The 12,852-nt window shown below is 65.9% G+C and carries 9 protein-coding genes; 8 read left to right on the forward strand and 1 reads right to left on the reverse strand.

The window, feature by feature from the left end; translation table 11 throughout:
• The first annotated feature begins 66 nt into the window (after nucleotides 1–66).
• The gene (locus tag AR540_RS21890; RefSeq protein WP_059232113.1) at nucleotides 67–1,227 is read left to right on the forward strand and encodes a TDT family transporter; all 1,161 of its coding nucleotides are present in this window, start codon (nucleotides 67–69) and stop codon (nucleotides 1,225–1,227) included.
• A gap of 139 nt (nucleotides 1,228–1,366) precedes the next feature.
• Here AR540_RS21890 and AR540_RS21895 read toward each other — a convergent pair whose 3' ends face one another.
• Nucleotides 1,367–3,259, reverse strand: a complete 1,893-nt coding sequence (locus AR540_RS21895; protein WP_059232114.1) for a sigma-54-dependent Fis family transcriptional regulator — start codon at nucleotides 3,257–3,259, stop codon at nucleotides 1,367–1,369.
• 244 nt (nucleotides 3,260–3,503) lie between these two features.
• Between AR540_RS21895 and exaC the strand changes: the two genes are divergently transcribed.
• The 7 genes from exaC (at nucleotide 3,504) to AR540_RS21930 (ending at nucleotide 12,549) form a co-directional block, all read left to right on the forward strand.
• On the forward strand, nucleotides 3,504–5,024 hold the full coding sequence (gene exaC, locus AR540_RS21900; protein ID WP_059232116.1) for an acetaldehyde dehydrogenase ExaC: 1,521 nt from the start codon (nucleotides 3,504–3,506) through the stop codon (nucleotides 5,022–5,024).
• A gap of 254 nt (nucleotides 5,025–5,278) precedes the next feature.
• Nucleotides 5,279–6,310, forward strand: coding sequence for an alcohol dehydrogenase AdhP (gene adhP / locus AR540_RS21905; RefSeq protein ID WP_059232117.1), 1,032 nt, complete (start codon nucleotides 5,279–5,281; stop codon nucleotides 6,308–6,310).
• A gap of 318 nt (nucleotides 6,311–6,628) precedes the next feature.
• A complete protein-coding gene (locus AR540_RS21910; RefSeq protein ID WP_059232118.1) occupies nucleotides 6,629–7,276 on the forward strand; it encodes a DedA family protein in 648 nt (215 codons plus the stop codon).
• A 4-nt stretch (nucleotides 7,277–7,280) separates the two neighbouring features.
• Nucleotides 7,281–8,117: a zinc-dependent peptidase gene (locus tag AR540_RS21915; RefSeq protein WP_059232119.1), complete on the forward strand. Its 837-nt coding sequence runs from the start codon at nucleotides 7,281–7,283 to the stop codon at nucleotides 8,115–8,117.
• Nucleotides 8,118–8,167: 50 nt separating this feature from the next.
• Nucleotides 8,168–8,695 (forward strand): inorganic diphosphatase, encoded by a 528-nt coding sequence (gene ppa, locus AR540_RS21920; RefSeq protein WP_059232120.1) that lies wholly within the window; start codon nucleotides 8,168–8,170, stop codon nucleotides 8,693–8,695.
• A gap of 241 nt (nucleotides 8,696–8,936) precedes the next feature.
• Complete coding sequence (locus AR540_RS21925; protein WP_059232121.1) at nucleotides 8,937–11,153, forward strand: TonB-dependent receptor; 2,217 nt, start codon at nucleotides 8,937–8,939, stop codon at nucleotides 11,151–11,153.
• A 334-nt stretch (nucleotides 11,154–11,487) separates the two neighbouring features.
• On the forward strand, nucleotides 11,488–12,549 hold the full coding sequence (locus tag AR540_RS21930) for a DUF748 domain-containing protein (protein WP_059232122.1): 1,062 nt from the start codon (nucleotides 11,488–11,490) through the stop codon (nucleotides 12,547–12,549).
• The last annotated feature ends 303 nt before the right edge of the window (nucleotides 12,550–12,852 follow it).

The following is a 12,852-nucleotide window of genomic DNA, read 5'->3' on the forward strand; positions in this document are numbered from 1 at the left end:
ATCATTCACTTTTAATGATAAGCAAGCAGGCTTAGCCTGAAGGCCTTCACCTTCAGGAGCCCTGCCATGCCATTTCCCGCCGTTGTCCCAGAGCAGGTACTCAGACCCTTCAGCCAGCTCGACCGCCCATTGGAGGTCATCCGCCAGTTCACCCCCAACTGGTTCGCCGTGACCATGGGCACCGGCGTGCTGGCCCTTGCCCTGGCAGCCTTTCCCTGGAGGCTTCTTGGATTGCACGTCCTCGCCGAGGGCCTCTGGCTGCTCGATGTACTACTGTTCTGCCTGTTCACCGGGCTCTATGCCGCGCGCTGGTTGCTGTTCTTCGACGAGGCCCGCGAGATTTTCGCCCACTCCACCGTCTCGATGTTCATCGGCACCATCCCCATGGGCCTGGCCACGCTGATCAACGGCCTGCTGCTGTTCGGCCTGCCGCGCTGGGGTGAGGCCGTGGTGCCCCTGGCGCTCGGCCTCTGGTGGCTGGACGCGGCCATGGCGTTGGCCTGCGGAGTGCTGATCCCCTATCTGATGTTCACCCGCCAGGCGCATCGTATCGACCAGATGACCGCCGTCTGGCTGTTGCCGGTGGTGGCCGCGGAGGTGGCGGCGGCCAGTGGTGGCCTGCTGGTGCCCCACCTGGCCGTGGGCGAGCAATTCACAGTGCTCGTCGCCAGCTACGTGCTCTGGGCCTATTCGGTACCGGTCGCCCTCAGCCTGCTGGTGATCCTGCTGTTGCGCCTGGCGCTGCACAAACTGCCGCCGGCCAGCATGGCGGCGTCGAGCTGGCTGGCACTAGGGCCGATCGCCACCGGTGCCCTGGGGCTGCTGGTGCTGGGCAGCGCTGCGCCCGCGGTGTTCGCCGCCCATGGCCTGACCGGAATCGGCGAGATCGCCCAGGGTCTGGGCCTGCTGGGCGCGGTGCTGCTCTGGGGCCTGGGGCTCTGGTGGCTGGCGCTGGCCGTACTGGTGACCTATCGCCAGGCCCGTGACGGCATGCCCTTCAACCTGGGCTGGTGGGGTTTCACCTTTCCCCTGGGCGTCTATGCCCTGACCACCCTGCGCCTGGGCGCAGCCCTGGCGGCGCCCTTCTTCACCGGCCTGGGCGCGGTCTTGGTGGTGCTGCTGGCCTTGCTGTGGACCCTGGTCGCCAGCCGCACCCTGGCCGGCGCCTACCGGGGCGAGCTGTTCGTCTCGCCCTGCATCGCCCACCTGTGCAAGAAGGTGCGCTAGAGCCTGCTCAAAGGCTCGCGAGCTAGAGTCAAACAAGGCGAAAATGGCTGAGGAAGCGGAGTTTACGAGTGGTAAATGAGCATTCCGAAGCCATTTTCAACGCCGTTTGGCCGACGCGCAGCAGACTTTGAACAGGCTCTTAGTCCTGGGGGCGCTGCAGGCCGTGTTGATGCAACCACCGATAGAGGGTGTTGCGACTCACCCCCAGACGCTTGGCGGCACGGGTCATCTGCCAATGGCAATCGTCCAGTACCGCGCGCAGTTCTTCGCGGGCGCTGTCGACCGGTGCCGCGCTGGACGGCAGCGGCAGCCGGGCGCCACGGCAGTCGGCGGGTAGCTCGTCCAGGCCGATATGGCCATCTTCGCTCAGGGCAACCAAGGTGCGCAGCACGGTACGCAACTGGCGGACATTGCCGGGCCAGGGCTGGGCCAGCAGGCAGGCACGGGCCGCCGGATCGAGGCGAATCGACTCGCCGCGGGCCTCCTCGGTCAGCAACTGATCGAGCAGTTCGCCGCGATCACTGCGCTCGCGCAGCGCCGGCAGCGTCACCACCAGGCCGCGCAGGCGATAGTAGAGGTCTTCGCGAAAGCTGCCGGCGACCACCAGGGCCTCCAGATCGCGGTGACTGGCGCTGACCAGCCGCAGGTCCAGAGCGCGCGGTGCCCCGCCGCCGAGGGGGACCACCTGACGCTCTTCCAGAACCCTTAGCAGTCGGGTCTGCAGGGCCAGGGGCATGTCGCCGATCTCGTCGAGAAAGAGAATGCCGCCATCGGCCTGCTGCAACTTGCCGGCCATGCCTTCCTTGCGCGCCCCGGTGAAGCTGCCGCCGCGATAGCCGAACAACTCGCTCTCGATCAGGGTTTCCGGAATGGCCGCGCAATTGAGGGCGACAAAGGCCTGGCCGGCGCGACTGCTGGCGCGGTGCAGGGCGCTGGCGAAGGCTTCCTTGCCGGTGCCGGTCTCGCCGTGCAGCAGCACCGGCACGTCACGCTCCAGCACCTTGAGCGCCCGGGTGAAATCCCGCGCCAGCGCCGGATCGGCCAGGCAGATGCCGCTGGGCAGGGGCGCCTTGGGCACCGCTACCGGGGTGACCGGCCGCACCTGAGGGCCACGCACCAGGCCGTGGAAGCCCTGGCCCTGACGGCCACGCAGCGCCCAGCAGGCGCTGGGTTGCGGGCGGGCGCGCTCCAGCAGGTCGTCCTGCCGCAACTCGAACAGGCTCTCCATCCGCTGCCCCAGTACCGCGCTACGCGCCAGCCCCAGCAGCATCAGGGCGGTCTCGTTGGCGGCCTGGACGCGACCTTCGTCGTCGAAGGCCAGCAGGCCCTCGCTGAGCAGGCCGACATAGGCCGCCTGGGCATGGAAGCGGAGCAGATAGCCATCGGCGTAGCGGTCGAGGAAATAGCAGCTCTCGATCAGCTTGGCCGAAAGATTGACCAGCGCCATGGTATGGAACTGGCCCTGGCGCGAGGCTTCCTGGCGGGCGGTGGAGACGTCCAGCACCGCCAGCAACTCGCCGGCCGGATCGAACACCGGACTGGCCGAGCAGGTCAGCTGGGTATGACGACTGCGGAAGTGCTCGTCGCGGTGGATGGTCAGCGCCTGCCGCTCCACCACGCAGGTGCCGATGCCGTTGGTGCCCTCGCAGGCCTCGCTCCAATCGGCGCCCAGCCACAGCCCGGCCTGCTGGAAGACTCCGCGCTCGGCCTCGGCGGTCACGCAATCGAGGATCAGCCCGCGGGCGTCGGTGAGCAGCACGGCATAGCCGGCGCCGCCGAGTTGCTGGTGCAGGGAATTCATCTGACCACGGGCGATCTGCAGGACCCGCTGCTGGCGCTGGCGGTGCTCGTCGAAGCGGGCGCGGTCCAGCACCCAGGGCGCCACACGGGCGGCCGGGTCCAGCTGGTGTTCGTCGAGACAGCGCCGCCAGGAGCGGGCGATGGCCGGATCGCTGGCCGGGCCGTCGAGGACGGCGCCGCGGGCGAGCTCGAGCACCTGGCTGGCATGACGATCGGACGGGGTGGCGGCCATTGTTGTTGTCCTCCGCGGGGCGTCTGCGGCCTCCAGCATAGGCCAAATCGGGCGGACTGGGCACTTTGTCACGCCCAGGTGACAGGCTGTCACGCCAAGGGGTGACAGCTCTGTCACAGTGACAGCTGGCGACTTTCCCTGGAACAGGCCGCAAGGCCGCAGTCATGCGGGTCTGCCGACATTGGCCCGCGCCTTGCTCAGGATGGGAGCGCCGTTTCATACAAGAACAAACAGGAGACCCACCATGCGCTACGCAGCTCCCGGCACCCAAGACGCCCTCGTCACCCTGCAGGCCCGCTACGGCAATTACATCGGCGGCGAATTCGTCGCCCCGGTGAAGGGCCAGTACTTCACCAACACCTCCCCGGTGAACGGCTCGGTGATCGGTGAATTCCCCCGCTCCGACGCCGCCGACATCGAACGCGCCCTGGACGCCGCCCATACCGCCGCCGATGCCTGGGGCCGCACCTCGGTGCAGGACCGCTCGCTGATCCTGCTCAAGATCGCCGACCGCATCGAACAGCATCTGGAAAAACTGGCCGTCGCCGAAACCTGGGACAACGGCAAGGCGGTACGCGAGACGCTCAATGCCGACGTGCCCCTGGCCGCCGACCACTTCCGCTACTTCGCCGGCTGCATCCGCGCCCAGGAAGGCAGCGCCGCCGAGATCAACGACAAGACCGCCAGCTACCACTTCCACGAGCCACTGGGCGTGGTCGGCCAGATCATCCCCTGGAATTTCCCGCTGCTGATGGCCGCCTGGAAGCTGGCCCCGGCCCTGGCCGCCGGCAACTGCGTGGTGCTCAAGCCCGCCGAGCAGACCCCGCTGTCCATCACCCTGTTCGTCGAGCTGGTCGGTGACCTCCTGCCGCCCGGCGTGCTCAACGTGGTGCAGGGCTACGGCAAGGAGGCCGGCGAGGCCCTGGCCACCAGCACCCGCATCGCCAAGATCGCCTTCACCGGCTCGACTCCGGTGGGCTCGCACATCCTGTCCTGCGCGGCCAAGAACATCATCCCCAGCACCGTGGAGCTGGGTGGCAAGTCGCCCAACATCTACTTCGAAGACATCATGCAGGCCGAGCCGAGCTTCATCGAGAAGGCCGCGGAAGGTCTGGTGCTGGGCTTCTTCAACCAGGGCGAGGTCTGCACCTGCCCATCCCGCGCCCTGGTGCAGGAATCCATCTATGCGCCCTTCATGGAAGCGGTGATGAAGAAGATCGCCCAGATCAAGCGGGGCGATCCGCTGGACACCGAGACCATGGTCGGTGCCCAGGCCTCCCAGCAGCAGTTCGAGAAGATCGTTTCCTACCTGGAGATCGCCCGCGAGGAAGGCGCCGAATTCCTCACCGGCGGCAATGTGGAGAAACTGCAGGGCGACCTCGCCAGCGGCTATTACATCCAGCCGACCCTGCTCAAGGGCCACAACAAGATGCGCGTCTTCCAGGAGGAAATCTTCGGTCCGGTGATCGGGGTGACCACCTTCAAGGACGAGGCCGAGGCCCTGGCCATCGCCAACGACACCGAGTTCGGCCTCGGCGCCGGCGTCTGGACCCGCGACATCAATCGCGCCTACCGCATGGGCCGCGGCATCAAGGCCGGCCGCGTCTGGACCAACTGCTATCACCTCTACCCCGCCCATGCTGCCTTCGGCGGCTACAAGAAATCCGGCGTCGGCCGTGAAACCCACAAGATGATGCTCGACCACTACCAGCAGACCAAGAATCTGCTGATCAGCTACGACATCAATCCGCTGGGCTTCTTCTAGGAGCGACCGGCAGGACGACGGGTGCAGCCGAGCGCTAGCTGCAGCCGCCGTCCAACGCCGCTCCAAGAAGACGACGCCTGGATCGCGCGCCCCAGCAGGACGTCGGGGCGCGCCTCCCGCCTGACCTGGATCAACACCCCCTCCCTGTGGGTAGCCGACGCTAGACGCAGCGGCCGCCCGTGGTGGACAGGTGCATCCCGGCGCAGGCCCCGTCTGGCTTCATCCACGCATCATGCCTCCATGAGGGACTCGTCATGCCCAAAACAATGAAAGCCGCTGTCGTCACCGCCTTTGGCCAACCCCTGGAATTCCGCGAAGTCGAGGTGCCCACTCCGGGCGCTGGCCAGGTGCTGGTCAAGATCGCCGCCAGCGGCGTCTGCCACACCGACCTGCACGCCGCCCAGGGCGACTGGCCGGTCAAGCCCAATCCGCCCTTCATCCCCGGCCACGAAGGGGTCGGCCAGGTGGTGGCGGTGGGCGCCGGGGTCACCCACGTCAAGGAGGGCGACCGGGTCGGCGTGCCCTGGCTGTATTCCACCTGCGGCCACTGCGAGCACTGCCTGGGCGGCTGGGAGACGCTCTGCGAGTCCCAGCAGAACACCGGCTACTCGGTGAACGGCGGCTTCGCCGAATACACCCTGGCCGATGCCGGCTACGTCGGCCGGCTGCCGGACAACGTCGGCTTCGTCGAGATCGCGCCCATCCTCTGCGCCGGCGTCACCGTCTACAAGGGCCTGAAGATGACCGACACCAGGCCCGGCAACTGGGTGGTGATCTCCGGCATCGGTGGCCTGGGGCACATGGCCGTACAGTACGCCCGCGCCATGGGCCTGAACGTGGCGGCGGTGGACGTGGATGACAAGAAGCTCGACCTGGCCCGCCGGCTGGGTGCCGAGGTCACGGTCAACGCCCGTACCCAGGATCCGGCGGCCTATCTGAAGAAGGAGATCGGCGGCGCCCATGGTGCCCTGGTCACGGCGGTCTCGCCCAAGGCCTTCGAACAGGCCATCGGCATGACCCGCCGCGGCGGTACCATCGCCCTCAACGGCCTGCCGCCGGGTGACTTCCCGCTGTCGATCTTCGACATGGTGCTCAACGGCACCACGGTGCGCGGCTCCATCGTCGGCACCCGCCTGGACCTACAGGAGGCGCTGGACTTCGCCGGCGAAGGCAAGGTCAAGGCCACGGTGAGCGCCGAGCCGCTGGAGAACATCAACGACATCTTCGCCCGCATGCATCAGGGCGGGATCGAAGGTCGGGTGGTGATCGACATGGCGCTGGGATAAAGAAAGCTCTCGATCTCGCGAGCTAGAGCCAACCAAGGCGAAGGTGCCCGAGGAAGCGGAGTTTACAAAGGGTAAATGAGCACTCCGAGGGGCTGGCCTTCCAGGGCAGTTTCAACGCAGGTTGGCCGACGCGCAGCAGATCGTGACCAGTCCGACACTCCCGCGCCCGGAAAGGCGCGGGAGTGAACCTTTGCCCTACCCCGACCTCTGAGCGGCTGGCGATTTTTCCCGGCGCCGATCTCGACCAGGCCACAAAACCCGGTCCCGGCTGCCCTTATAATCGCCGCTGGACCCTCGCATCTACGGTAGGCACGCCCCATGGAATTCAACCCGATCGACCTGATCCTGCACCTCGACGTCTACCTCAGCGGGTTGGTAGCCCAGTACGGCACCTGGATCTATGCCATTCTCTTCGCGGTGATCTTCTGCGAAACAGGTCTGGTGGTGACGCCCTTCCTCCCCGGCGACTCCCTGCTGTTCATCGCTGGCGCGCTCTCCGCCCTCGGTGACATGGACCCCTATCTGCTGGCCGGCCTGCTGATGTTCGCCGCCGTGGCAGGCGACAGCACCAACTACCTGATCGGCCGCTTCGCCGGTGACAAGCTGTTCAGCAATCCCCATTCCAAGCTCTTCCGCCGCGACTACCTGCTACGCACCCAGGCCTTCTACGAGCACCACGGCGGCAAGACCATCACCCTGGCGCGCTTCCTGCCCATCATCCGTACCTTCGCCCCCTTCGTCGCCGGCGTGGGCCGCATGCACTACCCCTATTTCCTCGGCTACAGCGTGCTCGGCTCGCTGCTCTGGGTCGGCGGTCTGGTGAGCCTGGGCTACTTCTTCGGCAACGTGCCCTTCATCAAGCAGAACCTCACCCTGATGGTGCTGGCCATCATCGGCATCTCCCTGCTGCCGATGATCCTCGGCCTGATCAAGAGCCGTCGCGCCGCGGTCCAGGGCGGGGCCTGATCCCTTGGGCTTCTGGCGCGCCTGGCGCGAACGGCGCCTGCTGGAGCGAGTGGCCATCGCCGACGAGCTCTGGGCGCGCCTGCGCCAGCGCCTGCCGATCCTCGATGGCCTGAGCGCCGCGGAAGATGCCTGGTTGCGCGAACACTGCGTGCTGTTCCTCGCCGAGAAGCACCTGACCCTGCTCGAAGGCCTGGAGCTGGACGACGGCGATCGCCTGCTGCTGGCCGCCCAGGCACTGCTGCCCCTGCTGCACCTGCCGGAAGCGGCGCTCTATCCCAACGTGCGCGAGATCGTCGTCTATCCGGACGCCTTCGTCAGCCCCCAGCGCCATCGCGACGAGGGCGGCCTGGAGCACGAATGGGACGAAGAACGGGACGGCGAAGCCTGGGACCGTGGCCAGGTGGTACTGGCCTGGCCCGGTATCCAGGCCAGTGGCGGCTGGGAGGCCTACAACCTGGTCATCCACGAATTCGCCCACCTCATCGACCTGCTCGCCGGTGGCCTGTGCAACGGCCAGCCGCCGCTGCACGAGGGCATGCCCCAGGCGGCCTGGACCAGCGCCCTGCAAAGCGCCTTCGACGACCTCAATCGCCAGCTCGACGCCGATCCGGACGCGGAGACCGCCCTCGATCCCTATGCGGCGGAAAGCCCCGAGGAATTCTTCGCCGTCGCCTGCGAGTACTTCTTCAGCGCCCCCGATGTGCTCGACGAACACTATCCCGCGGTCTACGCACAGCTGCAGCAGCTGTTTCGCCAGGACCCGCGCCTGCGTCTCGCCACCAGCCAGGCGAGCGTGCAACCGCCGGCAACCCCGGGGTCCGAAGCTCGAACCCCGATCTGAAAGCGCCTATACTCCGGCCACTTTTCCCAACCGACCAGAGGGACCCGTTCATGAGTTACAGCAAGATTCCCGCCGGCAAAGACCTGCCGAACGACATCTACGTCGCCATCGAGATTCCGGCCAACCACGCGCCGATCAAGTACGAGATCGACAAGGACAGCGACGCCCTCTTCGTCGACCGTTTCATGGCCACCCCCATGTTCTACCCGGCCAACTACGGCTACATCCCCAACACCCTGGCCGATGACGGCGATCCCCTGGACGTGCTGGTCGTAACCCCCTACCCGGTCGCGCCCGGCGCCGTGATCCGCGCCCGTCCGGTCGGCGTGCTGCACATGACCGACGAAGCCGGTGGTGACGCCAAGCTGATCGCCGTCCCCCACGACAAGCTGACCGTCCTCTACAAGGACGTGCAGGAATACACCGACCTGCCGGCCCTGCTGCTGGAGCAGATCAAGCACTTCTTCGAGAACTACAAGGATCTCGAAAAGGGCAAGTGGGTCAAGGTCGAAGGCTGGGGCAACGCCGACGCCGCCCGTGCCGAGATCACCAAGGCCGTGGCCGCCTACAAGGCCTGATCCACGCCGCTGTCGAAAAGCCCGGCTCGCCGGGCTTTTTTGTGCCCGCTCGCAAGGCAGTCAGCCATGCCCTGTCCGCGAGAAGACTTATCGCGATAGCGCTAGTCGGCGCAACGATAACGCCCATCCGAATTAACGATAAGTATTATCATAAACGAATAGGATTGCTTCCCACTCGTGATCCCGTCGTCCGTGATGGGGACTCCGAGCCTTCGTCCCGTCAGCTCAGGATTCGCTCGTCATGGCTCGTTCGCACTTCGCCTTCAGGCTCTCCCCTCTCGCCCTGTCCATCGCTGCCCTCTACGTGGTCAGCGGCACAGCCGCTTCGGCCCAGACCGTCGGCGATACCCTGCAGTTGGACTCCACCACGGTGACCGCCACCGAGACACCCAAGGACGCGCCGCCACCTGCCTATACCGGTGGCCAGGTGGCGACCGGCGGCAAGTTGGGCGTACTGGGCAACCAGGACAACATGAGCGTCCCCTTCAGCGTCACCAGCTACACCGCCAAGCTGATCCAGGACCAGCAGGCCCAGACCATTGGCGAGGTGCTGAGCAACGATGCCTCGGTGCGTCAGTACAGCGGCTATGGCAACCAATCGCAGAACTTCGTCATTCGCGGCTACAAGCTGACCGGCGATGACATCTCCTTCAACAACCTCTATGGCGTCATGCCGCGGCAGATCATCGCCACCGAGGCCCTGGAGCGCGTCGAGGTGTTCAAGGGGCCCAATGCCTTCATCAACGGTGTGACACCCACCGGCTCCGGCATCGGCGGCGCGGTCAACCTGCAACCCAAGCGCGCCCAGGACACGCCGACCCGCAGCTACACCGTCGACTACACCACCGACGGTCGCCTCGGCCAGCATCTCGACCTCGGCCAGCGCTTCGGCGAGGACAATCGCTTCGGCGCCCGGATCAATCTGATGCAGCGCGAGGGCGATACCGCCATCGACGATGAAAGCCAGAGATCCAAGCTGTTCGTCGCCGGCCTGGATTACCGAGGCGACCGCTTCCGGCTCTCCACCGACTTCGGCTACCAGAAGCAGGTGGTCAACGGTGGTCGCGACAGCCTGCTGCTCGGCAGCGGCCTGACCCGCCTGCCCCACGCCCCCTCGTCCGACACCAACTACAACGCCCCCTGGGGTCATACCCAGCTGGAAGACACCTTCGGCATGGTGCGTGGCGAATACGACCTGAGTGACCGCTGGACCGCCTACCTTGCCGTGGGTGGCAAGCACACCCGCGAGAACGGGACCTACGGTAGCGCCACGCTGAATGACGACGCCGGCAATGCCTCTATCGGAGGCTCCTTGATTCCCCATGACGATGACGCCAAGACCGTCCTGGCCGGCCTCAACGGCAGGCTGCAGACCGGCGCGGTCAGTCATCAGATCGCTTTCGGCGTATCTAGCATCTGGACCGAACAGAAGAACGCCTTCGACTTCGCTCAGACGCCCTTCGCCAGCAATACCAACATCCGTCATCCGGTCGCGGTCGCCTATCCCACCTTCGGCTGGTTCACGGGTGGCGACCTGCACGACCCGGGCACCACCAGCAAGACGGTCAACCAGAGCATCGCGCTGTCCGACACCCTGGGCTTCCTTGATGATCGCCTCCTGGCGACGGTCGGTGTGAGACGCCAGTCCCTGCTGGTCGAAGGCTACAGCTACGAGGGCATGAGCTTCCTGGGTACGCCCATGCCGGGCAACGATGGCTCGCGTACCGCCAAGTACGATCAATCCATCACCACCCCAATCTATGGTGTCGTCTACAAGCTGACCGACGAGCTCTCGCTGTACGCCAACCGTATCGAAGGCCTGGCGCAGGGCCCCACCGCTCCGGCCAATTCGCTGAACGTGGGCCAGGTCTTCTCCCCGGCACGCTCCAAACAGACCGAGGCCGGCATCAAGTATGACCAGGGTACCTTTGGCGCCACCTTTGGCATCTATCGCATCGAACAACCGTCTGACGGTTACCTGGTCAATAACCTTTACGTCCGCGACGGTGAACAGGAAAACCGTGGCCTCGAGCTGAACGTCTTCGGCGAGCCCCTGGTAGGCCTGCGCCTGCTGGCGGGCGCCACCTGGATGGACACCGAACTCAAGGGCACCCAGAACGGCAGCAACGACGGCAACCGCGCCATCGGTGTGCCGCGCTTCCAGTACAACCTCGGCGCCGACTGGGACGTGCCCGGCCTGCCAGGCGCCGCGCTCAATGGCCGCTTGCTGCGCACCGGCGGCCAGTACGCCGATGCGGCCAACAACCTGAGCATCCCGGCCTGGACCCGCGTCGACCTCGGTGCGCGTTATCGCTTCAAAGTCGAGCGAAAAGACGTTACCCTGCGCGCCAACGTCGAGAACGTGGCCAACAAGGCCTATTGGGAATCCGCCTTTGGCGGCTACCTGACCCAGGGCGATCCGCGCACCCTCAAGGTGTCCGCCACCCTGGACTTCTGATCGACAGGCGTCCTGGCCCACCGCCGGCCGCCGTGCGCGACCTTTGTCGCGCTTCTCAGCTCTGCCCGGCAAGGGCAACCCGGGCGGGCCGGGCTCACCAAAAATCAGCTCAACCCGCCCTCGAAAGCCGGCCACAAGCCGGCTTTTTTGCGTCTGCCGTTCGAGCGGCGCATAACCAGGCGCAACGGAGCGACGACCGGTACGGATGCAGGCCGCCCAGGCAGGGCCTTTTGCCCATGCCGGCAGCCTGAGTCAGGCCGTCAGGCGAACTCACGAGAAACTCAGGCCCGTTCCGAAGGGTCGACCGAGAACGAGTCCGCCCCGAGCCACCACCATGCCCCGTCACCTGCGCCTGCCTCTTTACGTCCTCTTCGGCCTGGTCGTCCTGCTGCTGTGCCTGCACCTCGCCGCGCCCCTGGTGATCCGCCACTACCTCAACGAGCAGTTGGCGGACATGGGCGACTATCGCGGCCAGATCACCGACGTGGACCTGGCCTGGTGGCGCGGCGCCTATCGCATCGAGGGGCTGGAGATCGTCAAGGTCAACGGCAAGGTGCCGGTGCCCTTCCTCAAGGCGCCCAGCATCGACATCGCGGTGAGCTGGCGCTCGCTGTGGCAGGACCATGCCATCGTCGGGCGTATCCTCTTCGATCGTCCCGAACTCAACTTCGTCGATGGCGGCGCACGCAAGGAGCAGTCGCAGACCGGTGAAGGCACCGACTGGCAGGATCAGGTCGACAAACTCATCTCCATCACCCTCGACGAGGTGCGAGTGGTGAACGGACGGCTGACCTTTCGCAACTTCAATTCCAAGCCCCAGGTGAATCTGGCCGCCACCAACGTCAATGCCAGCCTCTACAACCTGACCAACGCCGCCGATGCCCAGGGCGAGCGCATCGCCCACTTCGAAGGCAAGGCCGCCATCCTCGGCAGCGCTCCCTTGGAAGCCAGTGCCCGCTTCGACCCCTTCGAGGACTTCACCGATTTCGATTTCCGTCTGCGGGTCACCGGCATCGACCTGCCCAGGCTCAACGACTTCGCGCGGGCCTATGGCAAATTCGATTTCCGCTCCGGCAGTGGCGATGTGGTGGTGGAAGCCAAGGCGGTGGACGGCCAACTCAGCGGCTATGTGAAACCGCTGATGAGGAACGTCGATATCTTCGACTGGCAGCAGGACGTCGAGAACCGCAACAAGAACGCCTTGGAAAGCGCCTGGGAAGCCGTGGTCGGCACCGCCCAGACCCTGCTCAAGAACCAGCGCCGCGATCAGTTCGCTACCCGGGTGGATCTCTCTGGCAGTGTGAAGAGCCAGGACATCAGCCCGCTGCAGGCCTTCTTCAATATCCTGCGCAACGCCTTCGTGCAGGCCTTCAGTGCGCGGTATGACGCCGATTGAGCGCCCTCCTCACCCAAGAGAGAAGGGGCGACGGGGCTTCGTAGCGTGGAAAACCGCGCAGCGTTTTCCACTAACGGACTCCGGTACCCGCGGTGGATAAGGCTACTGTGGTGACCTTCCGTCGAAGACTGCGGCCATGGCGGTTCTCCGATGCGGTTGCGACGATGTTTTTGCTAATCGCGGCCATGGGCCGCTTGTGTCTTGGCTTGCCGTTAGGATGGAGGTGAGAGCAGCAGGGGGCAGGCTGTAGGGCCGCAGTGTTTCGAGCACGTGTAGGAGCCGGTCCCGCCCCCTGCTGACCTC

The sequence above is a fragment of the Pseudomonas sp. EpS/L25 genome (genome assembly GCF_001512295.1).
Taxonomy (GTDB): domain Bacteria; phylum Pseudomonadota; class Gammaproteobacteria; order Pseudomonadales; family Pseudomonadaceae; genus Chryseomonas.

Excerpts from the sequence above, each read along its gene's own strand:
- ppa (WP_059232120.1), top strand. The coding sequence starts at position 8,168 with ATGAGTTACAGCAAGATTCCCGCCGGCAAAGACCTGCCGAACGACATC.
- AR540_RS21930 (WP_059232122.1), top strand. The coding sequence starts at position 11,488 with ATGCCCCGTCACCTGCGCCTGCCTCTTTACGTCCTCTTCGGCCTGGTC.
- AR540_RS21910 (WP_059232118.1), top strand. The coding sequence starts at position 6,629 with ATGGAATTCAACCCGATCGACCTGATCCTGCACCTCGACGTCTACCTC.
- AR540_RS21895 (WP_059232114.1), bottom strand. The coding sequence starts at position 3,259 with ATGGCCGCCACCCCGTCCGATCGTCATGCCAGCCAGGTGCTCGAGCTC.
- adhP (WP_059232117.1), top strand. The coding sequence starts at position 5,279 with ATGCCCAAAACAATGAAAGCCGCTGTCGTCACCGCCTTTGGCCAACCC.
- AR540_RS21890 (WP_059232113.1), top strand. The coding sequence starts at position 67 with ATGCCATTTCCCGCCGTTGTCCCAGAGCAGGTACTCAGACCCTTCAGC.
- AR540_RS21925 (WP_059232121.1), top strand. The coding sequence starts at position 8,937 with ATGGCTCGTTCGCACTTCGCCTTCAGGCTCTCCCCTCTCGCCCTGTCC.
- exaC (WP_059232116.1), top strand. The coding sequence starts at position 3,504 with ATGCGCTACGCAGCTCCCGGCACCCAAGACGCCCTCGTCACCCTGCAG.